Source organism: Bacteroides sp. AM41-16 (genome assembly GCF_003603495.1).
Classification (GTDB): Bacteria; Bacteroidota; Bacteroidia; order Bacteroidales; family Bacteroidaceae; genus Bacteroides; species Bacteroides uniformis.
Map to the genome: position 1 here is coordinate 1 of NZ_QTNE01000028.1, position 22,165 is coordinate 22,165.

General features: G+C 49.5%; 22 protein-coding genes and 1 tRNA gene. 14 read left to right on the forward strand and 9 right to left on the reverse strand.

What is annotated here, in order from left to right; all coding sequences use genetic code 11:
• The 12 genes from DW896_RS19350 to DW896_RS19405 form a co-directional block, all read left to right on the forward strand.
• Positions 1-149, forward strand: a 149-nt coding sequence (locus DW896_RS19350) for a DUF4134 family protein (RefSeq protein WP_118326110.1), incomplete at its 5' end; no start/stop codon positions are given.
• 10 nt (positions 150-159) lie between these two features.
• Positions 160-522, forward strand: coding sequence for a DUF4133 domain-containing protein (locus DW896_RS19355; RefSeq protein ID WP_007566699.1), 363 nt, complete (start codon positions 160-162; stop codon positions 520-522).
• Complete coding sequence (locus DW896_RS19360; RefSeq protein WP_007478204.1) at positions 519-3,032, forward strand: TraG family conjugative transposon ATPase; 2,514 nt, start codon at positions 519-521, stop codon at positions 3,030-3,032. Before DW896_RS19355 ends, DW896_RS19360 begins: the two co-directional genes overlap by 4 nt.
• An 11-nt stretch (positions 3,033-3,043) precedes the next feature.
• Positions 3,044-3,670, forward strand: a complete 627-nt coding sequence (locus DW896_RS19365) for a DUF4141 domain-containing protein (protein WP_007566703.1) — start codon at positions 3,044-3,046, stop codon at positions 3,668-3,670.
• Between the two features lie 19 nt (positions 3,671-3,689).
• Positions 3,690-4,685 carry a conjugative transposon protein TraJ gene (traJ, locus tag DW896_RS19370; protein ID WP_028728967.1) on the forward strand — a complete coding sequence of 332 codons (996 nt, stop codon included), beginning with the start codon at positions 3,690-3,692 and terminating at the stop codon, positions 4,683-4,685.
• A 20-nt stretch (positions 4,686-4,705) separates the two neighbouring features.
• Positions 4,706-5,329 (forward strand): conjugative transposon protein TraK, encoded by a 624-nt coding sequence (traK, locus tag DW896_RS19375; protein ID WP_004325451.1) that lies wholly within the window; start codon positions 4,706-4,708, stop codon positions 5,327-5,329.
• 4 nt (positions 5,330-5,333) lie between these two features.
• Positions 5,334-5,630 (forward strand): TraL conjugative transposon family protein, encoded by a 297-nt coding sequence (locus DW896_RS19380; RefSeq protein ID WP_007754134.1) that lies wholly within the window; start codon positions 5,334-5,336, stop codon positions 5,628-5,630.
• On the forward strand, positions 5,608-6,921 hold the full coding sequence (gene traM / locus DW896_RS19385; RefSeq protein WP_007754131.1) for a conjugative transposon protein TraM: 1,314 nt from the start codon (positions 5,608-5,610) through the stop codon (positions 6,919-6,921). The genes DW896_RS19380 and traM overlap by 23 nt, the downstream gene beginning before the upstream one ends.
• Before the next feature lie 33 nt (positions 6,922-6,954).
• Positions 6,955-7,890: a conjugative transposon protein TraN gene (gene traN / locus DW896_RS19390; protein WP_007754128.1), complete on the forward strand. Its 936-nt coding sequence runs from the start codon at positions 6,955-6,957 to the stop codon at positions 7,888-7,890.
• 3 nt (positions 7,891-7,893) lie between these two features.
• Complete coding sequence (locus DW896_RS19395) at positions 7,894-8,475, forward strand: conjugal transfer protein TraO (protein WP_007754126.1); 582 nt, start codon at positions 7,894-7,896, stop codon at positions 8,473-8,475.
• Between the two features lie 13 nt (positions 8,476-8,488).
• On the forward strand, positions 8,489-8,947 hold the full coding sequence (locus DW896_RS19400) for a DUF3872 domain-containing protein (protein WP_007754124.1): 459 nt from the start codon (positions 8,489-8,491) through the stop codon (positions 8,945-8,947).
• Positions 8,948-8,959: 12 nt separating this feature from the next.
• Complete coding sequence (locus DW896_RS19405; RefSeq protein ID WP_007754121.1) at positions 8,960-9,280, forward strand: hypothetical protein; 321 nt, start codon at positions 8,960-8,962, stop codon at positions 9,278-9,280.
• Between the two features lie 203 nt (positions 9,281-9,483).
• On the opposite strand, the gene DW896_RS19410 is transcribed toward DW896_RS19405, so the two are convergent.
• The 7 genes from DW896_RS19410 to DW896_RS19450 form a co-directional block, all read right to left on the reverse strand.
• Complete coding sequence (locus DW896_RS19410; protein ID WP_028728958.1) at positions 9,484-9,966, reverse strand: hypothetical protein; 483 nt, start codon at positions 9,964-9,966, stop codon at positions 9,484-9,486.
• Between the two features lie 11 nt (positions 9,967-9,977).
• Entirely contained in the window at positions 9,978-10,199 is a 222-nt protein-coding gene (locus tag DW896_RS19415) for a DUF3873 domain-containing protein (protein WP_007754116.1), read from the reverse strand.
• Between the two features lie 22 nt (positions 10,200-10,221).
• The gene (locus DW896_RS19420; RefSeq protein ID WP_007754115.1) at positions 10,222-10,434 is read right to left on the reverse strand and encodes a hypothetical protein; all 213 of its coding nucleotides are present in this window, start codon (positions 10,432-10,434) and stop codon (positions 10,222-10,224) included.
• Between the two features lie 52 nt (positions 10,435-10,486).
• Positions 10,487-11,020, reverse strand: coding sequence for an antirestriction protein ArdA (locus DW896_RS19425; RefSeq protein ID WP_007754113.1), 534 nt, complete (start codon positions 11,018-11,020; stop codon positions 10,487-10,489).
• A gap of 634 nt (positions 11,021-11,654) precedes the next feature.
• Positions 11,655-12,185 (reverse strand): ORF6N domain-containing protein, encoded by a 531-nt coding sequence (locus DW896_RS19440; RefSeq protein WP_007754106.1) that lies wholly within the window; start codon positions 12,183-12,185, stop codon positions 11,655-11,657.
• Between the two features lie 84 nt (positions 12,186-12,269).
• Entirely contained in the window at positions 12,270-13,499 is a 1,230-nt protein-coding gene (locus DW896_RS19445) for a site-specific integrase (protein WP_007478215.1), read from the reverse strand.
• A 273-nt stretch (positions 13,500-13,772) separates the two neighbouring features.
• Positions 13,773-13,857, reverse strand: a tRNA-Ser gene (locus DW896_RS19450).
• 554 nt (positions 13,858-14,411) lie between these two features.
• On the opposite strand from DW896_RS19450, the gene pflB reads away from it, so the two are divergent.
• Together pflB and pflA are read left to right on the forward strand one after the other, a co-directional pair.
• Positions 14,412-16,640 (forward strand): formate C-acetyltransferase, encoded by a 2,229-nt coding sequence (pflB, locus tag DW896_RS19455; protein WP_005831658.1) that lies wholly within the window; start codon positions 14,412-14,414, stop codon positions 16,638-16,640.
• Position 16,641: 1 nt separating this feature from the next.
• On the forward strand, positions 16,642-17,367 hold the full coding sequence (gene pflA / locus DW896_RS19460) for a pyruvate formate-lyase-activating protein (protein WP_005831659.1): 726 nt from the start codon (positions 16,642-16,644) through the stop codon (positions 17,365-17,367).
• Positions 17,368-17,435: 68 nt separating this feature from the next.
• Here pflA and bglX read toward each other — a convergent pair whose 3' ends face one another.
• Both bglX and DW896_RS19470 read right to left on the reverse strand, forming a co-directional pair.
• Entirely contained in the window at positions 17,436-19,640 is a 2,205-nt protein-coding gene (bglX, locus tag DW896_RS19465; protein ID WP_005831660.1) for a beta-glucosidase BglX, read from the reverse strand.
• A gap of 30 nt (positions 19,641-19,670) precedes the next feature.
• Positions 19,671-22,133 carry a glycoside hydrolase family 3 protein gene (locus tag DW896_RS19470; RefSeq protein WP_005832495.1) on the reverse strand — a complete coding sequence of 821 codons (2,463 nt, stop codon included), beginning with the start codon at positions 22,131-22,133 and terminating at the stop codon, positions 19,671-19,673.
• Positions 22,134-22,165 lie beyond the last annotated feature (32 nt).

Sequence of the window (22,165 nt, forward strand, 5' to 3'; positions counted from 1 at the left end):
CGGTTCTTAGAGGGGAAAGCTCCCGTAAGGGGGCTGACCTACTCGACTCAAGCGGCGACCCCGACACCTCAAAGACCGCCGCCAGTTGGTTCGGGGCGTGCATCTTCCTGATTGTAGCCGCCACTATCCTGCGCTCGTTCTTCCTCTAAACCTGCGGCTATGTCTGACGAGTTGTTGAGGGCTAAGCCCGAAAAATATCAGGTAAACAGGGGTATCGGGAAGCCCGTGGAGTTCAAGGGGCTGAAAAGCCAGTACCTCTTTATCTTTTGCGGCGGCTTGCTCGCCGTCTTCGTGGTGTTCATCGTCCTGTTCATGGCGGGCGTGAACCAGTGGCTATGTATCGGTTTCATCGTGTCGGCTTCGCTGCTGCTCGTGTGGCAGACGTTCCGGCTCAACGCCAAGTACGGCACGCACGGGCTGATGAAAGCCGCCGCACGCAAACGGCATCCACGCTTCATTATCAGCCGAAAGGCGATACCCCGATTATTCACCTACAAAAAAAGAAAGGAAGAAAGACCATGAGAAATATGTTAAAGGCTACCACGCTGGAAAGGAAATTCCCCCTTTTGGCGGTGGAGAACGGCTGCATCATTTCAAAGGATGCGGACATAACGGTGGCTTTCAGGGTGGAACTGCCCGAACTGTTCACCGTCACCAGTGCCGAGTACGAAGCCATACATTCGGCATGGTACAAGGCAATCAAGGTGCTGCCCGACTACTCCATAGTACACAAGCAGGACTTCTTCATCAAGGAGAACTACCAGCCCGACACGGAAAGGGACGAGCTTAGTTTTTTAAGCCGCTCCTTTGAACGGCACTTCAATGAACGCCCGTTCCTGAACCATTACTGCTACCTGTTCCTGACAAAGACGACAAGGGAGAGAAGCCGCCGACAGAGCGACTTCTCCACCCTATGCCGGGGCAGGATTGTACCGCAGGAGATAGCCGACAAGGAAGCGGCGGCAAAGTTCATCGAAGCGGTCGGGCAGTTTGAAAGGATTATGAACGACAGCGGGTTTGTCACCCTTACCCGGCTGGCGGCATCGGAAATCACCGGGCAGGACGGAAAGGCGGGCATCATCGAGAAATACTTCTCGCTATCGCAGACAGATACCACCTGCCTGAAAGACATCGGGCTGTACCCGGAAGAAATGCGTGTCGGGGACGACATACTGTGCCTGCACACGCTTTCGGACGTGGAAGATTTGCCCGGAAAGGTCGGGACGGACACACGGTTTGAGAAGCTGTCCACTGACCGGAGCGACTGCCGACTGTCATTCGCCGCCCCGGTGGGCGTGCTGTTGTCGTGCAACCACGTCTATAACCAGTTCATCTTCATAGACGACCACGCCGAAAACCTGAAGAACTTCGAGCAGACCGCCCGGAACATGCAATCGCTCTCCCGTTATTCCCGTGCCAACCAAGTGAACAAGGAATGGATAGACGAGTACCTGAACGAAGCGCACAGCAAGGGGCTTGTATCGGTGCGCTGCCACTGCAACGTCATGGCATGGAGTGACGACCGGGAAGAACTCAAACGCATACGCAACGATGTGGGAAGCCAGCTTGCGCTAATGGAGTGCAAGCCACGCCACAACACGGTCGATACGCCCACGCTCTTTTGGGCGGGCATACCCGGAAACGAAGCGGACTTCCCCGCAGAGGAAAGTTTCTACACGTTCTTGGGGCAGGCTCTCTGCCTGTTCGTGGAAGAAACGAACTACAAGAGTTCGCTTTCGCCGTTCGGCATCAAAATGGTGGACAGGGTGAGCGGTCGCCCGCTGCATATCGACATATCGGATTTGCCCATGAAGAAAGGCATCACGACCAACCGCAACAAGTTCATACTTGGGCCGAGCGGGTCGGGTAAGTCTTTCTTTACCAACCACATGGTGCGTCAGTATTACGAGCAGGGGGCGCACGTGCTGCTGGTAGATACGGGTAACAGTTACTTGGGGCTGTCCCAGCTTATCCACAACCGCACGCACGGCGAGGACGGGATTTATTTCACCTACACCAACGAGAACCCGATAGCGTTCAACCCGTTCTATGTCGAGGACGGGGTATTCGACATAGAGAAGAAAGAGAGCATCAAGACCCTTATACTCACCCTGTGGAAGCGGGATGATGAAGCCCCGAAGCGGTCGGAAGAAGTGGCGTTGTCAAACGCCGTGAGTGCCTATATCGAACTGACAGGCAAAGACCATTCGGTAACGCCCTGCTTCAACACGTTCTACGAGTTTGTCCGGGATGATTACCGCCGACAGCTTGAACAGAAGAACGTCAGGGAAAAGGATTTTGACATAAACAATTTCCTGAACGTGCTTGAACCGTACTATCGTGGCGGTGAGTACGACTACCTGCTGAACTCCGACAAGGAACTGGATTTGTTGCACAAACGCTTCATTGTCTTTGAGTTGGACAACATCAAAGACCACAAGATTTTATTCCCGGTAACGACTATCATCATCATGGAAGCCTTTATAAACAAGATGCGCAAGTTAAAGGGAATAAGGAAGTTAATACTAATCGAGGAAGCGTGGAAAGCGATTGCATCGGCGAACATGGCGGACTATATCCGCTACCTCTACAAAACCGTCCGAAAATATTTCGGGGAAGCGATTGTAGTCACGCAAGAGATTGAGGATATTATTTCTTCCCCTATCGTGAAAGAGAGTATCATCAATAACTCGGACTGCAAAATCCTGTTAGACCAAAGAAAATATCTCAACAAGTTTGACAGCATACAGAACCTCTTGGGACTGACCGACAAGGAGCGTTCGCAGATATTGTCTATCAACATGGCGAACCACCCCGGACGGAAGTACAAGGAAGTTTTCTTCTCGCTGGGCGGCACGCAGTCGGCGGTGTACGCCACAGAAGTTTCATTGGAAGAATATTACACCTTCACGACAGAGGAAAGCGAGAAAATGGAACTGTTCGCACTTGCCGACAAGCTGGGCGGCAACCTTGAACTGGCTATCAAGAGGCTTGCAGAAAGCAAACGTAATCCCCAATCATCAACAACTTAAAAATCAGGAACATGAAAAGAACAATTCTCCTTATGGCGGTATGCCTTTGCTTCATCGGCAACGCATCCGCACAGTGGGTGGTGTCAGACCCCGGCAATTTGGCACAGGGCATCATCAACACCACCAAGCAGATAGTGCAGACTTCCACCACAGCCAAAAACACGCTGGACGGCTTCATGGAAGCGCAGAAGATTTTCCAGCAGGGAAAAGTCTATTACGATGCGCTCAAAGCGGTACACGATGTTGTCAAGGGCGGCATCAAGGTGAAGAAGTCCATTGAACTGGTGGCGGAAATATCCGAAATCTACGTGCGAAACTACCAGAACATGCTGGCTGACCCGAACTACACGCCGGATGAACTCACCGCCATTTCAGCCGGGTATGCCAAGCTGCTCTCCGAAAGTGCGGACGTGTTGCAGGACTTGAAGAATGTAGTGAACGTGACGGGTATGTCGCTGACGGATGCCGAAAGGCTGGCGGTAATCAACAACGCCTACAAAAGCCTGCTCAACTACCGCAACCTCGTGAACTACTACACCCGAAAGAACATATCCGTGTCCTACCTGCGGGCAAAGAAGAAGAACGACACAGACCGGGTGCTGGCTCTTTACGGCTCGGCGGATGAACGCTACTGGTAACATATAAATCGGTATGCCTATGTTATTAGCAGCGGTGGATTTTGACAACCTGCACCAAGTGTTGCGGGTGCTGTACGATGAAATGATGCCCTTGTGCAGCAACATGACGGGGGTAGCCAAAGGAATAGCCGGGCTGGGTGCGCTGTTCTATGTAGCCGCCAAAGTGTGGCAGTCGCTCGCACGTGCCGAACCCATAGACGTGTACCCGCTCCTGCGTCCCTTTGCGCTGGGGCTGTGCATCATGTTCTTTCCCACGTTCGTGCTGGGGACTATCAACACGGTATTGTCGCCAGTGGTGAAAGGGTGCAACCAACTTATGGAAACGCAGACTTTCGACATGAACGAATACCGGGCACAGAAAGACCGACTGGAATATGAAGCCCTGATGCGTAGCCCCGAAACGGCTTACCTCGCTTCGGACGAGGAATTTGACAGGCAACTGGAAGAACTGGGCTGGTCGCCCTCCGATATGGTAACTATGACGGGTATGTATATGGACAGGGCGGCGTACAATATAAAGAAGTCCGTCCGGGACTGGTTCAGGGAACTGCTGGAAATGCTCTTTCAGGCGGCGGGGCTGATTATAGACACGCTGCGCACGTTCTTCCTAATCGTGTTAAGCATACTGGGTCCGCTGGCGTTTGCGATTTCCGTCTATGACGGTTTCCAAAGCACGCTGACCCAGTGGATTTCACGCTATATATCCATTTACCTGTGGCTACCCGTGTCGGACTTGTTCAGCAGCGTGCTGGCACGCATACAAACCCTGATGCTACAAAAAGACATCGAGCAGCTTTCAGACCCGAATTTCATTCCTGACGGGAGTAGCACCGTGTATGTAATCTTTATGATTATCGGCATCGTGGGCTACTTCACCATTCCAACGGTGGCAAGCTGGATAGTGTCGGCTGGCGGTACGTCTGCCTATAACCGCAACGTGGCACGGGCTGGGTCAATCGCCGGGGCGGCGGTCGGTGCGGCAAGCGGGAAAGTAACCGGGAAACTACTCAAATAACCAACATCAATATTTAGTATATGGAATTTAAGTCATTAACGAACATCGAAACGAGTTTCCGGCAAATCAGGCTCTTTGCGCTGGTATTCATCTGCCTGTGCGCACTGGTGACGGGCTTTGCCGTGTGGAACTCGTACAGCTTCGCCGAAAAGCAGCGGCAGAAGATATACGTCCTCGACAACGGCAAAAGCCTGATGCTGGCACTCTCGCAGGACATGGCGCAGAACAGACCCGTGGAAGCCAAGTCGCACGTGCGGCGTTTCCACGAACTTTTCTTCACGCTCTCACCCGACAAGGGGGCTATCGAAAGCAACATCAAACGCTCGCTGTTCCTCGCCGACAAGACCGCTTTCAACTATTACAAGGACTTGGCGGAAAAGGGCTACTACAACCGGGTGATTTCCGGAAACGTCACGCAGACGGTGGAGATTGACAGCGTGAAGTGCGACTTCGACCAGTACCCCTACAAGGTGAACACGTATGCCCGCCAGTTGATTGTCCGGGAAAGCAGCCTGACGGTGCGAAGCCTTGTGACCTCGTGCCGCCTGCTCAACGCCACACGGAGCGACAACAACCCGCACGGCTTCATCATCGAAGCGTTCACCATTACCGAGAACAAGGATTTGCAGACCATTAAGAGATAGCCTTATGGAAAGAAAACGAAACTACATCGGAAAGGTGCGGGACTGGGCGGACGACCGCCTGCGCCGAATGTGCGGACGGATTACGCCGGGCAAAAGGCTGGCGGTTATCCTCGTGATGTTCTTCTTCCTTGGCGGCTTGTCTATCTACATTACCGTTTCATCAATCTACAACATCGGGAAGCGGGACGGCAGGCGGCTGCAAATAGAACACATCAGGCAACTGCCGTTGCACGGCAACGACACAACCAAAAGTATCAACCCCTTAAACAGACCGCAATATGGAAGAAGTACAGAAGAATGAGAACGGCACGACCGTACCGCAGGCGGACGGGAAGCCGAAAAAGGAAGATAAACCCAAACGGGAACTTACCCCGCAGCAGGTGCAGCAGCGCAGGAAAATGATAGTCTTCCCGCTGATGTTCCTTGCCTTTGCCGGGTGCATGTACCTGATATTCGCACCCTCCGGCAAAGAGGACGTGAACGTGGAAAGCGTGGGCGGCTTCAACGCCGACATACCCCTGCCCGCAGAGGACGGGATTATAGCCGACAAGCAAAAGGCTTACGAACAGGCGATGATAAGCCGCAGGCAGCAGGAGAAGATACAGTCCTTGCAGGACTTCGGTTTCACCGGGAACGATGAAGCGGAAGAACCGCAAGCGGAAATCGACCTGATGCCGGAAGAGGATGCGAAGCCCCAAAGGGGCGGCGGTGCTTCTTCGGCATACGCTTACCGGGACATCAACCGCCAGTTAAGCACGTTCTATGAAACTCCGGCGGTGGACGAGGAAAAAGAGGACTTGAAGCGGCAGGTAGCGGAACTGACCGATAGGCTGCAACAACAGAACGCCACACCCACCGCTGACGACCAAATGGCACTCTTGGAAAAGTCCTACGAGCTGGCGGCAAAGTACATGAACGGCGGGCAGGGACAAGTCGCACAAGTCCCGGTAACGGGCGACATTGACCGCAAGCCGGATGCGGTGGCGGTGCAGGCTGTCAGGGAAACGACCGTTTCGGGATTGCGGCAGCCCATGAGCGATGCCGACTTCATCCGGGCTTACAGCCAGCCACGAAACTACGGCTTCAACACGGCAGTAGGCACGGGGTACGCTATGGGAAAGAACACGGTAGCCGCCTGCATCCACCAAGACCAAACCCTGACGGACGGGCAGGCGGTGAAACTACGGCTGCTCGAACCCATGCAGGCGGGGAACATAGTCGTGCCGAAGAATACCCTCGTGGCGGGGACGGCAAAGGTGCAGGGCGAGCGGCTTGACATACTGGTGTCCTCGATTGAGTACGCTGGCAACATCATCCCGGTGGAACTCGCCGTGTTCGACACGGACGGGCAAAAGGGGCTGTCCGTCCCGTCCTCTATGGAGCAGGAAGCGTTCAACGAAGCTATGGCGAATATCGGAAGCGGGCTGGGTACAAGCATTTCCTTTGCCCAAAGTGCCGGGCAGCAGGTGGCTATGGACGTGACAAGGGGATTGCTGCAAGGAACGTCCGGCTACCTCGCCAAGAAGTTCCGAACCGTGAAAGTGAAGCTGAAAGCCGGGTACAGGGTGATGCTTTACGCCAAACAACAATAACCATTTTATCAACCGTTAAAATTTCAATTAGCAATGAAACAGATTTTTGTAATGTTCGCCCTCTTGCTGGGCGTGTGTGCGGCAAACGCACAAACCACTGACACCGTGAAGTATGCGGCTGGCAACGACTTGTACCGGGGGATTACCCGGAAACTCCCGTACCGCCAAATGGTTACGCCCTACGGCGTGGAAGTGACCTTTGCCAAGACGGTGCATATCATCTTCCCCGCCGCCGTCCGCTATGTCGATTTGGGAAGCAACCATATCATAGCGGGCAAGGCGGACGGTGCGGAGAACGTAATCAGGGTGAAAGCCACGACAGAGGGCTTTCCGGGAGAAACGAACTTCTCCGTTATCTGCGAGGACGGCAGTTTCTTTTCGTTCAACGCCAAGTACGCCCGTGAACCGGAAATGCTCAACATCGAAATGAAAGACTTCTTGGAGAATGAAGATACGTCCGACTTCTCACATACCCGGATGAACATCTATTTCCGGGAACTGGGGAATGAAAGCCCGCTATTGGTGAAACTGATAATGCAGAGCATCTACAAGAACAATGACCGGAAAGTGCGCCACTTGGGTAGCAAGCGTTTCGGCATACAGTTCTTAATCAAGGGGATTTACACCTATAACGGGATGCTCTATGTACACACGCAGACAAAGAACAGTTCCAACGTGCCTTTCGATACCGACTTCATCAAGTTTAAGATAACCGATAAGAAAGTACCCAAGCGCACGGCTATTCAGGAAACGGTGCTGGATGCGGTACGTAGCTACAACGAGGTGATAGAGATTGCAGGAAAAAGTACCGTGCGCACGGTGTACGCCCTGCCGAAGTTCACCATTCCTGACGACAAGCTGCTGGTCGTGGAACTCTACGAGAAGAACGGCGGGCGGCATCAGACCATACGGGTGGAGAACGCCGACATCGTGAACGCAGAAGTGATTGACGAACTAAAAATCAAATAGGGAATGAAAAGACACATCTTTATAATGATGCTCTTTGCGCTGTGCCTGACCTCGTTTCAGGCACATGCGCAAAGATACCTGCCGGGCATGAAAGGCTTGCAAGTCACGGCGGGCATGGCGGACGGGGTGCATTGGAACTCCGACACGGATTTTGCCTACCACATCGGGGCGGCGTACAGCGTTTACACCAAGAACGCCAACCGCTGGGTGATTGGCGGCGAATACCTGCACAAGAAGTATGACTACAAGGATATGCAGATACCCGTAGAACAGTTCACCGCAGAGGGCGGCTATTACCTGAAATTCCTATCGGACAGGCGAAAGACTTTTTTCCTTTCATTGGGATTGTCGGCTCTCGCCGGGTACGAAACAAGCAACCGAAGCGAAAAGCTGCTGCCGGACGGCTCTACCTTGCTGGATAAGGATTGCTTCATCTACGGCGGTGCGCTGACGCTGGAACTGGAAGCCTACCTGACCGACCGGATAGCCTTGCTTGTCAGTGCAAGGGAACGGGCGTTGTTCGGCTCGGACATAGGCAAGTTCCACACGCAGGTATCTTTGGGACTGAAATTCATTATCAACTGACCGCTATATAATAATGTATATGAAGAATGTAATGTATAAAATCATCATGGGCTGCTACATCGTGGCCGCCCTCGTGCTTGTCACCGCCTGTAATGACAACTTGGATATTCAGCAGGCGTACCCGTTCAGCATCGAAACACTGCCAGTACCCAAAAGGCTGAAAGTCGGGGAAACCGCCGAAATACGCTGCCGACTGGTGCGTGGCGGCTATTACCAGCCGACTACCTATCAGATAAGGTATTTCCAGCCGGACGGCAAAGGGAAGCTGGAAATGGATAACGGCACGGTGTTCCTGCCCAATGACCTCTACCCGCTGGAGAAAGAAACGTTCTGGCTCTACTACACCTCGGCATCGACCGACCAGCAGACGATTGACATTTATATCATCGACAGCTTCGGGCAGATGCAGCAACTTACACTATCATTTAATAATGACAACAGCGAAGAAGAAACGGAAACAATAACCCCCTAATAATAAAACGACATGGTAAAAATAGAATTGGATATAGAAGGCATCTCGTGGTACATAGAAACCACGTTGGAAACAGATACAGTTCCGGCAGTAGGTGACATCATCATTATGGACAAGGACTGTATTTCCGAACGTGACAGTGCTGAATTATGGAAAACGCCGTCCAATCAGGTTTTCAAATGGGCGGACGAAGAAGATGATGCGCCTGTAATGGAATGGTTCGATTGCGACACGGAAATGCTTGTCAATAAACGGACATGGAAATATGACATCGAGGAAGAAGAAACCGTGTGCATACTTGGTGTAAAATTTATTCACTATGAGGATTTATAGTTGCGACATTCGTTTTTATCATCCTCTTGGGAAACCGGGTATGGAATGATACGCAAAGCGTAAATATCGGGCAGACATCCCGCCGGGAAGCATCGGCGGGATGTTTCCATGATAGGGAAAACGAAAGGCTTCTTTGTTACTTTCTTCACCCGCTGGCAGGCTCACGGAAGAAAGTAACGGCGGCAAGCAGCCGCCGTTTTCTATCAACTGGTTTTAAGGCTCTTTATGGACGTGTATTTCTCTAACCACACCTTTACCTGCTCCATGTTATATTCGCCCGTGATGATTGCCGTATGGTCGTCTATAGCTACAAACCGGACACTTTCATAGCTGTTTACCCAGCCTTGCAGGGAACAGACACCCCACGTTGCAACATCTTCAAAAACACTGCGGTCTATCCGGCTGATTGGTTCGCCGAAAACTACCGTCATTATCTGAAAGTCCGGTTTATCCTCCAACAGTTGCAAATGGTGCAGCGTGCCGAACTCGTCTATTTTGCGCCCCCACGCCCACACATCATTATACAAATCATCGCCCCACTGGTGCGGGTGGTCGAAACGGACTTTTACCTCTATGGTGTGTTCGTTTTCTTCTGTGTCCTCGATAACGCCCGTTACCATTAAGCCCGTAAAAATGCACTCGCAACGCCTGCCGATAAGCTCCTTGTTTACTTCTGTTGTTTTCATGTCCCTAAAATTTACTTGTTTATTACTCCGTTCTTCTTCGCTATCCATTCGTCACGCCTGCGGCGGCACTCGTCCAGCGTTTTGGCTACCGTGCTGAAAAGTTCGCCGTCCGTGTGGCGGTAGTCATATTGATAATAAATTTGTCCCCTGAAAGCCCCTAAACAGCATTTCACGAACTTTTCTTCTCCCGGTGTTTGGGTAATGCTTACCCCGTTTTTGTTAAGTGACTGCATGATGTTCTATTTTTTTTAATGGTTATAATATCAGTAAAGAAAGCAACAGCAGGAAAAGCAGAGCCACGCCCAGCGCATAAAGGGCTGAAAGGCAGACCCGGAGCAGGAAACGGGCGGCACAAAACACGATATACGCCGTTATCGCCGTGCCTGCTCCGGCTACGCTGGTAAACCGCCATGCAAGGCAGAGCAGCAACACCCGCCAAAGGATTTTATAAATGCTTTTCCGTTTCATCGCTTGGTCGTTTTTAACGGGCAGGGCTTTGACACCCCGCCCGGATTGGTTGTTATGCCGCACGGAACACAAAACCGTCATCAAACCAGTAATCGCACATAAAAAGGTCACGGGCGAACTTTTCATAATCGAAATAGGTCTTTGCGAACTCCGGCAGGTCGTAGCATTCCTCGATAATTTCATAGGCGAAATCTTCTTCATCGTCATATTGACCCAGATACTCGTCCCGGAAATCACGTACAAGGTCGTCCGCATCTTCCTCGCCCAAATCATGGCTTTTATAGTTGCACCACACGAAAAAGGCTTCCTGCTCGGTGTCGCTCAAATCCTCCACCGCATCACGCAGGGCGAAGAAGTTTTCAGAAATCCAGCTTTCGCCGATTAAGCCCTCCGGCACGTTCTCCCAGTCCTGAAACATGTATTCCGCATCTTCCTCGTCCTTGTGAAGTTCCCGGCAGGCTTCATAAAATTCTTCCTTGTCCGAATAGTCCGAAAGGTCGAGCCATGCGCCGGACAATGAACCGTTGTTGTACTTGGCATAAGTGCCTACATAAACTTTTGCTTCCGATAATACCTTTGCTTCCATATTGCTGTAATTTTTTAAGTTTTTAATTTTATGCGGATTTGAGAGGTGAGGGAGTTGAAGTTTCACTGAATTTTTTTCCTGTTTCCCGTAAATCCGACTTTTTTTTTATGCGTCTTCCGGTCGGGTCGGTCGTTTTCGTTTCACATAGGCGTAAAAGGGTAGTGTTTAGAGTTTGCAAGGTTTTGGGCAAAAAATACCTCGCAAGGCAGGGAAGATTTTTTCGCCAAACCGGAACGGCTCGACCTTGCAAAATCGTGAAGAACACGTAACTACCTTTGCCTATTGAAATGATTAAAACGACTGTCCCGGCTGGGGGACTGCGTAAGAGGAAGATTTACAAATAGGGAAACTGGGGAAAAGTGCCTGTTCTCTTTCATCTTTTAGGGAACACTCCATGCGGGCGGGAAAGGCAAGGGTGTTGTGAGCTTGCTTGCAATACGCTTGTGCGGGTTTCCAACGGCTCTTTTCACGAAATACAGTCAGCCATGCCACGCACGGCTGGCGTTTCGGGAAATGTGCCAGTTGGAAAAGGATATAAAAAATGCGGGTAGTCGGTAGACTGCCCGCAAGGTGGAAGAATGTACAATGCTGGGATATAGGTTATTAAGTGGAATTTCGTTACCGAAATCGTTACCTATTCGTTCTTGCCACGGTTATAGGTAACGAAACCTACCGGACGGCGTTCTTTCTGTTGTTTCGACTGGCTCAAAAGCTGGGTAAGGACTTGGTACAGTTCGTTGAACTGCGCATCGGTGCTTACCTCCAGTTCCTCGATGCGCCTTGACAGTTCCTCGTAACCGATTGCCATTTGGCGCATGAGGACAAAAGCCCGCATGATTGAAATGTTTACTTCTATGGCTACTTTGGAGCGGAGAACCGAAGAAAGCATGGCTACGCCCTGCTCGGTGAAAGCCATAGGCATAGCAACGCCGAAGTTGTAAGCAGGGGGTATCACATTTTGTGATACCCCTATGGATAACAGCAAGTTAGCTTCCTCTTGGGTGAGTACAAACATAAAATCACCCGGAAAACGCTCGATATTGCGCTTGACCGCCTGCTTCAAGGCTCGTGTTTCCACTTGGTAGAGTTCTGCCAAATGATAATCGAGCATCACCCGGCAACTTCTGACCTCAAAAATCTTGTTTTGGATAATCTGCAAATCCATAATCGTATATTTTAGGAGATTTAGCAATGTTGGAATAATAGTAAGGACTGGTCACAAATTGTGACCAGTTCCATATAATCAAGATTACATGGCAACTTCCTTGTAAATCTTCTCAATGCCGACAAACTTCTTGTCAAGCCCCTGCATATCGCTGCCTATCTTGCTGTTGGTGATGCGGGCGTAGATTTGCGTAGTTTCTATGTTTGTGTGTCCCAGCATCTTGGACACCGTTTCAATGGGTACGCCCTTTGACAGCGTGGTGGTCGTGGCGAACGTGTGCCGGGCAAGGTGGAATGTCAGGTTCTTTTTAATACCGCATATATCGGCAATCTCTTTCAAGTAGGCGTTTAGCTTCTGATTGCTGATTACGGGAAGTATCTTGCCGTCCGGCAACTTGCCCTTGTACTTCTTCAAAATCATCTTGGGAATATCCAGCAGGGGGACATTCACGTCCGTGTTGGTCTTTACCCGCTTGGTGATTATCCAAAGGTTGCCGTCAAAAGACTTTTGGATATTCTCCTGCCGCAAATTGGCGACATCGCTGTATGCCAGACCGCAGAAACAGGAAAAGACGAACAAGTCCCTGACGTGTTCCAGCCGTTCGGAAACCATTTTCTTTTTAAGGATAATTTTAATCTCGTCCTCTGTCAGATAACCCCTGTCCACTTTTTCCAGCCGGATTTTGTAGCTGGCGAAAGGGTCGCCCACCAGTATGCCGTTGTTACGGGCGATGATGATGATACGCTTGAAGAACTGCATGAACTTGGCGGTGGTGTTGTAGCCGCACTTGCAGGCGGTACGCAAATACAACTCAAAATCGGTAATGAACATCGGGCTTATCTCCTTTATGGATATGTCCGATACGTTGTACTTGCTTTGGATAAATTCAGCGAGGTGGCGGCGGGTCACTTCATACTTGCGGTAGGTCGCTATCGTCTTGGATATGCCTACAAGCTGCTTCACATCGTCATTGTGCTTTTGGAACAATGAAAGGATTGTTTCGTGGCTCTCGCTGTGTCCCAAGAACTCGTTTTTCACTTTCTCGGCGGTCACGTAATTGTCACGCCGCTGCATTTCGTGGTAAATGGTATTCAGGGAAGAACGTATGTCGTCCAAAAGGGCGTTTATCCTCCCGGCATCCCTGCCTTTGGCTTTGCCCGCAGTAATGCTCCAGTTGTCGGGCTGGATGCTCTGTTTCGTACTGAACTGGCAAAGTTTGCCGTCTATGGTGATGCGTGCCATAATCATAACCTCGCCGTTTTTCTTTTCAGAACCTTTCTTCAAATAAAAAAGAACCTTGAATGTCGATTTCATAACTCACTTTTTTTAGTTGCAAAATTAATTTTTACCTCTCGTTTTCGAGTTATGCAGACTATGGACTAATCAAGTCATTATCAGGTCATTTATGGACAAATCGTTACCGTTTTTGTCCGGCGGGGAATAGGTAACGATTTAGTAACGAAACTTTGTCTTTTACCGTACTTTTGAAGTCTTGGAAGCAGGACTTTCGGGCAATAAAAAAAGCCACAAATCATTGATTTGTAGCTTTTTGTCCGTTTGCTGACCATTTCTGTCCAGCACGTTCAGCGGAGAGACAGGGATTCGAACCCCGGGTGCCTCGCAGCACAACGGTTTTCAAGACCGCCGCAATCGACCACTCTGCCACCTCTCCAAAACTTCTTTTTCAGAAGTGCTTTTCTTTTAAAGCGGTGCAAAGATACAAATCATTTTTTATTCTACAAACTTTTCTGCACAAAAACAGAGCAATTATACCAAAATTCTTGTTTATACCCACTACGGAACGAACATAACGGCATTTAGGCTATTTGTTGAAATTTATCAAGGGCAAGACAGAGTTTTATAACTTACTGGCTATCAGTATATTTACAAAGAGCCACATTCAGTATACGATTGAACCCTATTCAGTATACGACTGAATGGCATTCACTATACGACTGAATTAGGTTCAGAATACGACTGTTCCTTAAACCTACATCATTTGTAAATAATGCAGATTATTATTCGGTTCTTGTTTCAATTCATAAACCACATATAAAGAAAGTATTAACATCTCTACTCCCCCGGACATTCACTACCTAATAATAGTTATTTTATGCTGTTCAACATAAAAAGAGAAGTATCTCTTATAAAATTACGGAATTTATTCAGTATTTTTGCGCGCTCTAAAGGATAACATTATCTAACCTACTAACAAAAACAAATTTTATGGAATTGAACAAAACCTTTACCAATGGGCTTTGGAATAAAGAAATCAATGTCAGTGATTTCGTCAGTAAAAACATCGCACCCTATACCGGAGATGCATCTTTCCTGCAGGGACCTACCGAACGTACCAAACGTATCTGGGACATCTGTCTGAAGGCTCTCGAAGAAGAAAGGAACAACAATGGCGTCCGTTCACTGGACAATACCACCGTATCTACCATCACTTCTCATAAAGCCGGGTATATTGATAAGGACAATGAACTTATTGTCGGTTTGCAGACTGATGAACTGTTGAAACGATCCATCAAACCTTTCGGAGGCATCAACGTGGTAGCAAAAGCATGCCGTGAAAACGGAGTGGAAGTGGACGATAAAGTAAAAGACATCTTCACCCATTACCGCAAAACACATAACGACGGCGTATTCGATGTATATACCGAAGAAATCCGTTCCTTCCGCTCACTGGGATTCCTTACCGGATTGCCCGACAACTATGCCCGCGGACGTATCATCGGCGACTACCGCCGATTGGCTCTCTACGGCATCGACCGTCTGATTGAAGCCAAGCAGGAGGACTTGCGCAACCTCACCGGCCCGATGACCGAAGCACGCATCCGTCTACGCGAAGAAGTGGCAGAACAAATCAAAGCTTTGAAGGACATCAAGGTTATGGGCGAATATTACGGACTCGACCTCAGCCATCCGGCTACATCAGCTCAAGAGGCCGTGCAATGGGTATACATGGCATATCTTGCTGCCATCAAAGAGCAGGACGGAGCAGCCATGTCACTGGGTAACGTATCTTCGTTCCTCGATATATTCATTGAATACGATCTGGCTCACGGAAAAATCAATGAGACGTTTGCACAGGAACTGATAGACCAGTTCGTCATCAAGCTGCGCATGGTACGCCATCTGCGTATGCAATCATACAATGATATCTTTGCCGGTGACCCGACTTGGGTGACCGAAGCCATCGGAGGACGCTTCAATGACGGACGCGTGAAGGTCACCAAGACTTCTTTCCGCTTTTTGCAGACGCTATACAACCTCGGTCCTTCTCCGGAACCGAACTTGACCGTATTGTGGAGTCCCGAACTGCCGGAAGGCTTCAAGGATTTCTGCGCCAAAGTTTCTGTAGATACCAGCTCCATCCAGTACGAAAACGACAACCTGATGCGTGAAGTGCGCAACTGCGACGACTACGGCATCGCCTGCTGTGTATCCTACCAAGCCATCGGCAAACAAATCCAGTTCTTCGGCGCACGTGCCAACCTTGCCAAGGCCCTGCTGCTCGCCATCAACGGTGGACGTTGCGAAAATACCGGAACTGTCATGGTGAAAGGTATTCCCGTATTGACCGGTGAGACATTGAAGTTTGAGGAAGTTATGGCCAACTACAAGAAGGTACTGACTGAAATAGCCCGTGTCTACAACGAGGCCATGAATATCATCCACTACATGCATGATAAGTATTATTATGAGAAAGCCCAGATGGCATTCATCGATACCGACCCACGCATCAATCTGGCATACGGTGTTGCCGGCCTTTCCATCGCCATAGACTCACTGTCTGCCATCAAATACGCCAAAGTCACTGCACGCCGCAACGAAATCGGCCTGACCGAAGGTTTCGACACTGAAGGTTCATTCCCCTGCTTCGGCAATAATGACGACCGTGTGGACCACCTGGGAGTAGACCTCGTTTACTATTTCAGCGAAGAACTGAAAAAGCTGCCTGTCTACAAGAATGCCCGTCCCACCCTTTCCTTGCTGACTATCACCTCCAACGTGATGTACGGCAAGAAGACCGGTGCCACTCCGGACGGACGCGCCAAAGGTGTTGCCTTTGCTCCGGGTGCCAACCCAATGCACGGACGTGACAAGAACGGTGCCATCGCTTCCTTGAGCTCCGTAGCCAAATTGCGCTACCGCGACTCGCAGGACGGCATCAGCAATACGTTCTCCATTGTTCCCAAATCACTGGGCCCGACACCGGAAGAACGTGTAGAGAACCTGGTAACCATGATGGACGGCTACTTCACCAAAGGTGCCCACCACTTGAACGTAAACGTACTGAACCGCGAAATGCTGGAAGATGCCATGGAACATCCTGAAAAGTATCCGCAACTCACCATCCGCGTTTCCGGCTATGCCGTGAACTTCGTGAAGTTGAGCCGCGAGCATCAGTTGGAAGTCATCAGCCGTTCATTCCACGAAAGAATGTAATATGATAAATGTACACTCCTACGAAAGTATGGGAACATTCGACGGGCCGGGTCTCCGGCTCGTCGTTTTCCTGCAAGGATGTCCGTTCCGTTGTCTGTATTGTGCCAATCCGGATACGATTGATGTAAAAGGAGGCACTCCCACCACTCCGGAAGAGATTCTGCAAATGGCTATCAGCCAAAAGGCATTCTTCGGGAAGAAAGGAGGTATTACTTTCTCCGGCGGTGAGCCTACCCTGCAAGCAGAAGCGCTGATTCCTCTTTTCAAGGAGCTGAAGGCGAACGGCATCCATATCTGTCTGGACAGTAACGGAGGCATCTGGAATGAAAAGGTGGAAGAGCTCTTTAGCCTGACTGACCTCGTGCTGCTGGACATCAAGCAATTCAATCCCGAACGCCACCGTACGCTGACGGGACGAAGCAACGAACAGACACTCCGCACCGCTGCCTGGCTCGAAGAACATGAACACCCCTTCTGGCTGCGCTATGTACTGGTCCCCGGTTACAGCGATTCGGAAGAAGACACCCGCCTGCTGGGTGAAAGTCTTGGCAAATACCAGCAGATACAACGGGTGGAAATACTTCCTTATCACCGTCTGGGCGTTCACAAATACGAAGCCATGGGATGGGATTACAAATTGAAAGAAGTGAAGGAAAATACTCCGGAACAACTGGAACGGGCAGAAAAACTGTTCAAAGAGTATTTCACGAATGTGATAACCAACTAAAACAGAAAAGCAAGGCTGTCCGGATATGATTCCAGACAGCCTTGCTTTTCATTTATAGGGTAAGAATCCTATTCTTTCAAGTTATAGGTAATCTGCTGTACATCATCACTACTGCCACCCACCATAAAGACGAAATCACCAGGTTCTACCATATAATTCATCTCATTGTCATAGAATCCCAGTGCATCGTCAGTTATCTGAAAAGCTACAGTTTTGCTTTCACCCACATTCAGATGAATTTTCCTGAAGCCCTTCAATTCCTTTATCGGACGCGTAACAGAGGCTACCTTATCCTGCACATACAATTGAACTACTTCCTCTCCTGCACACTTACCGGTATTAGTCACTTTTACCGACACCTCCGTATGGACGCCTGCAGCCTTGCCCGGCAGCAGTTTCAAATCAGAATATCCAAAATCCGTGTACGAAAGCCCATATCCGAAAGGATAGGCAGGCTCAGTGGAAGCATCGATATAAGATGCCTTATAGGTCTGTTTCAATGCGGTAGGGCGGCCGGTGCTCTTATTCTGATAATAAATGGGAATCTGTCCTACGTGTGCAGGAAATGTCATGGGCAATTTAGCCGAAGGATTATACTCTCCCCACAACACATTGCATATGGCATTGCCGGCCTCACTTCCCAGCCACCAAGTACACAGTACCGCATCAGCATGTTCCCTTATCTCATTGAAGATTACCGGACGCCCACACATGACAAGAGCAATGACAGGTTTTCCAGTCTTTGCCAGTTCCGACACCAGTTTCTGCTGCCCCTCGGGTATGGCTATATTCACTTTGGAAGCCTTCTCGCCACTCTGACCGAATCTCTCGCCTACCGCCACAACAATGACATCCGAAGCCTCAGCAGCCTGTAATGCTTCCTGCAATCCGGTCAACTGATTGCTCTTCATATCATAGCCTTCAGCATAGCTCACCTCCAGTCCTTTCCGGACCAATGCATCATATAAGGTCACCACTTTGTTCCGGTCCGTAGTGGCAGCCCAAGCACCTGCCATATCGTACTGGGATTTTGAGAGTCCTCCTATCAAGGCTATCTTCCTCGTCTGTGCCGTCAACGGAAGCACAGATTCCCTATTCTCCAGCAATACAACGGAACGCTCGGCCATACGGAGCGAAGCATTACGGACTTCGGGCGCATTGAGTATTCTGGCCGCTCTTTCCGGATTACAGTAGCGAAAAGGGTCCTCAAACAATCCCAACTCATATTTCTTCTCCAATATACGCCGTACTGCATCATCAAGCACACTCTCCTTTACTTTCCCTTCTTGAACAAGCTCCTTCAGATAAGTCAAGTAGCAGGTACTTACCATCTCCATGTCCAGACCAGCATTCAGCGCTTTGGCTGCGGCATCTTTCTTGTCAACAGCATAACGGTGGTTCACCAATTCCTCTACCGAATTATAATCGGACACAACAAATCCCTTAAATCCCCACTGCTCTCTCAATAGCCGGTTGAGCAAGAAATCATTGGCAGTACAAGGAATATTATTAAAATCATTGAAAGCACTCATCACGGTAGCTGCTCCTACCTTTATGGCCGCCTTATAGGGAGGCATATAAAAATTGGCAAAGTGGCCCATTGACATATCCACACTATTATACTCCTTTCCTGCTATCGGTGCACCATATCCGGCAAAATGTTTCATACATGCCATGACAGTCGTCGTGTCTGCCAAATCGTCTCCTTGCAAGCCTCTGACACGCGCCTCCGCTACCCGAGAACCATAATAAGGGTCCTCACCGGCCCCTTCCATGACGCGTCCCCAACGTGCGTCCCACGAAATATCCACCATCGGGGCAAAAACCCAGTTCAAACCATCGGCGGCACTTTCCAAAGCATTGTAGCGTGCAGCTTCCTCAATCATGGCCAAATCGAAACTTGCAGCCTCGGCAAGCGGAAGCGGAAATCCGGTACGATAGCCGTGGATAACATCCAGTCCGAAAATTAAAGGAATGCGCAAACGCGATTGCAAAGCAAGCTCTTGATAACGGCGTATATCCTTTACTCCTATCACATTCAGCATAGAGCCTATTCTGCCTTGCCGGACATACTCTTCTTTAGGAATATTTCCACCGTCGGGTCCGGTAAAATTCCCTCGGTAGGTGCATTGTGCAAGCTGGCCTATCTTTTCATCCAGCGTCATCTGCTTCATCAAGCTTGAGATGAATTTCTCCTTCTCCGTAGTTTGTGCCGAGGTAAAGGTGTTACCAAGTCCCCACAGACAAACCATCAGTATTATTATCTTTTTCATACTGCCATTCTTGTTTTGATATTTATTTTATCATAAAACAACAGTTGCCTTCAATGGTAAATCAGCTGAAGAAGGACCTGCCAGAATCTCAAAAGTCCCCTTTTCCACTACAAACCGATGTGATTCCACATCATAGTAGGCAAAGGCTTCCTCATCCAGCAATATCCGAACGCGCTTGGTTTCACCCTTCTTCAAGTAAACCTTATCGTAGCCTTTCAACTCCTTCAATGGACGCGGAACAGAACATTCCACATCCCGCACATATACCTGAGCCGCTTCCGCAGCATCCATCTTTCCGGTATTCTTGATGTCAAAGCTTACCGTAACCCGGCTTCCCCCCGTCTTCTCAACACTCAGATTACTATATTCAAAACTACTGTATGACAGTCCATACCCGAAAGGATAGAGCGGCTGCTTTCCGTTCCGGTCATATCCCCTATAACCTACGAAAACACCTTCGGCATACTGCACCCGTTTATGAGGTACATTGCGATTGTCATAATAATTACCATATACCGGATTATCTTCCCATTTTTCCTCGATGCTGACTGGTAGTTTGCCACTTGGCGAAAGCTTGCCCGTAATGATTTCGGCAAGGGCCTTTCCACCCTCCTGCCCCGGATACCATGCCATCAAAATAGCTTGTACACTCTGCCCCCAATTGCGGAAATCTATTCCACCTCCGGCATTCACCACCACAGCCACATTATCATGAAGTGAAGCCACTTTATTAATGAGATATTCCTGCCCGTATGACAATGCAAACGGACGGTCGAACCCTTCACCTTCTGTACTGCTGTTGAACCCGGCACATACAATAACATTCCTGGCATGCTTCAGTGAAGAGGCCAAACGCTCCTCATCCATCATTCCTGCCTGGAAACTGACAGTCGCCTCACCCACATTATCAAAATATTCAATACGCAACCGGTATATCTCCCCTGCACTGACCTGCATAAATGCACTGCGGGTACTGAATGAATGGTTCCCCCAATCTCCGGTAATCAGCTTATCGTTTACAAACAGACGGTATCCGTCATCGCCAGCCAGCTGGAACTTGACAGTTCCATCCTTGTCAGCCTTGTAAACTCCCGTCCAACGGGCAGAAAACTGATCTACCGGCATGCCGTCGAACGGTGCACCGTATTTCCAGGCATGGTCTATGGCAGGCTCTATGGCAGCTTGAAAGAGTTCTCCGGTAAGATTACGAGTATTATAATATTCGCCCTTAAAACCGTTTTGCGTAAAACTGCCATCCGTATAAATCTGTTGGGACATATCCTTATAAAGAATGCTGTCAGACAGCAGCTCTATCTGTCTGCCGCCCTTCAACTGAACCATACCGTCATAGAGTGACACTACCGAATAAGGGGTGACAAATCCGCTTCCTCCTCCTGTGGGAATAATATCGGCATTAGGCCCGATTACCAATGTTCTACCGTTCCGGTAAGGCAACGTACCGTTATCATTTTTCAATAAGACTACTCCTTCTCTCGCCAAGTCAAGTGCAATTTCCTTAGACTGTGCATTGTCTTTATCGATAGATTTATCTTCTCTCGGAGTATCAAGTGCTCCAAAAGCAATCAATGTCTGGAGTATATGCCGGACTTTGGCGTCAATGGTCTCTTCCTTCACGATACCATTCTCTATTGCCGGAATAAGAATTTCCCTGGTCATGAATTTACCGACGGGCATTTCCAAATCCAACCCTCCATTAGCGGCTCCCACACCGGAATATACAGATGTCCAGTCAGACATCAGGATACCTTTAAATCCCCACTGCTTGCGTAATACATCAATGTTCAGCCAGCTGTTTTCGGTGGCATGTACCCCGTTCAGCGGATTATAGCTATCCATGACCGCCCCTACTCCTGCTTCCTGCACAGCTTTTCGGAACGCGGGAAAATAAATTTCCTGCAGCGTGCGTTCATCCACATCTGAGCTGGCATGATGTCTGCTCCACTCCTGGTTATTGGCCGCAAAATGCTTCACCGTAGCCATAACTCCCTCTTCCTGCACTCCCAAGATATATTCTTTAGCAGTTTCGCCCGTCAAATAAGGGTCTTCACCAAAATACTCATAGTTTCGCCCGCATAGAGGAGAGCGGTAGATATTGACTCCAGGCCCCAACAGAATACTTACCCCACGGGCCTTTGCATCCCGGGCCAAACCATGTCCCAGCTCTCTAGCCAACTTACGGTTCCATGTCGAAGCCGACAAGATGCCACAAGGATACAAGGTACTTTGAGTATTGTTACGTATGCCTTGCGGACCATCGGCCATCCTGATTTCGGGTATGCCAAGCCGGGGTACAGCCCGGATATAAAAAGATTTGGGACCGGAAATGTAATCGATTTTTTCTTCCAGCGTCATTTGAGAAACCAACTCCCTGGCACGCTGCTCCACCTGGGGAGTAATACACACTTGTGCTTTTGCCGTGATTGCACAACAAAGCAATAGCCCGCTTAAGGCTACTTTCTTTTTAATCTTCATTTTGTCTATTTTACTACGTGTTTGTTATATTG

Coding starts and splice junctions, on each gene's coding strand:
- pflA (WP_005831659.1), top strand. CDS start 16,642: ATGATAAATGTACACTCCTACGAAAGTATGGGAACATTCGACGGGCCG.
- DW896_RS19415 (WP_007754116.1), bottom strand. CDS start 10,199: ATGCAGTCACTTAACAAAAACGGGGTAAGCATTACCCAAACACCGGGA.
- DW896_RS19355 (WP_007566699.1), top strand. CDS start 160: ATGTCTGACGAGTTGTTGAGGGCTAAGCCCGAAAAATATCAGGTAAAC.
- DW896_RS19405 (WP_007754121.1), top strand. CDS start 8,960: ATGGTAAAAATAGAATTGGATATAGAAGGCATCTCGTGGTACATAGAA.
- traK (WP_004325451.1), top strand. CDS start 4,706: ATGGAATTTAAGTCATTAACGAACATCGAAACGAGTTTCCGGCAAATC.
- DW896_RS19410 (WP_028728958.1), bottom strand. CDS start 9,966: ATGAAAACAACAGAAGTAAACAAGGAGCTTATCGGCAGGCGTTGCGAG.
- traN (WP_007754128.1), top strand. CDS start 6,955: ATGAAACAGATTTTTGTAATGTTCGCCCTCTTGCTGGGCGTGTGTGCG.
- DW896_RS19420 (WP_007754115.1), bottom strand. CDS start 10,434: ATGAAACGGAAAAGCATTTATAAAATCCTTTGGCGGGTGTTGCTGCTC.
- DW896_RS19395 (WP_007754126.1), top strand. CDS start 7,894: ATGAAAAGACACATCTTTATAATGATGCTCTTTGCGCTGTGCCTGACC.
- DW896_RS19365 (WP_007566703.1), top strand. CDS start 3,044: ATGAAAAGAACAATTCTCCTTATGGCGGTATGCCTTTGCTTCATCGGC.
- DW896_RS19470 (WP_005832495.1), bottom strand. CDS start 22,133: ATGAAGATTAAAAAGAAAGTAGCCTTAAGCGGGCTATTGCTTTGTTGT.
- traJ (WP_028728967.1), top strand. CDS start 3,690: ATGTTATTAGCAGCGGTGGATTTTGACAACCTGCACCAAGTGTTGCGG.
- traM (WP_007754131.1), top strand. CDS start 5,608: ATGGAAGAAGTACAGAAGAATGAGAACGGCACGACCGTACCGCAGGCG.
- DW896_RS19425 (WP_007754113.1), bottom strand. CDS start 11,020: ATGGAAGCAAAGGTATTATCGGAAGCAAAAGTTTATGTAGGCACTTAT.
- DW896_RS19380 (WP_007754134.1), top strand. CDS start 5,334: ATGGAAAGAAAACGAAACTACATCGGAAAGGTGCGGGACTGGGCGGAC.
- pflB (WP_005831658.1), top strand. CDS start 14,412: ATGGAATTGAACAAAACCTTTACCAATGGGCTTTGGAATAAAGAAATC.
- DW896_RS19400 (WP_007754124.1), top strand. CDS start 8,489: ATGTATATGAAGAATGTAATGTATAAAATCATCATGGGCTGCTACATC.
- bglX (WP_005831660.1), bottom strand. CDS start 19,640: ATGAAAAAGATAATAATACTGATGGTTTGTCTGTGGGGACTTGGTAAC.
- DW896_RS19440 (WP_007754106.1), bottom strand. CDS start 12,185: ATGGATTTGCAGATTATCCAAAACAAGATTTTTGAGGTCAGAAGTTGC.
- DW896_RS19445 (WP_007478215.1), bottom strand. CDS start 13,499: ATGAAATCGACATTCAAGGTTCTTTTTTATTTGAAGAAAGGTTCTGAA.
- DW896_RS19360 (WP_007478204.1), top strand. CDS start 519: ATGAGAAATATGTTAAAGGCTACCACGCTGGAAAGGAAATTCCCCCTT.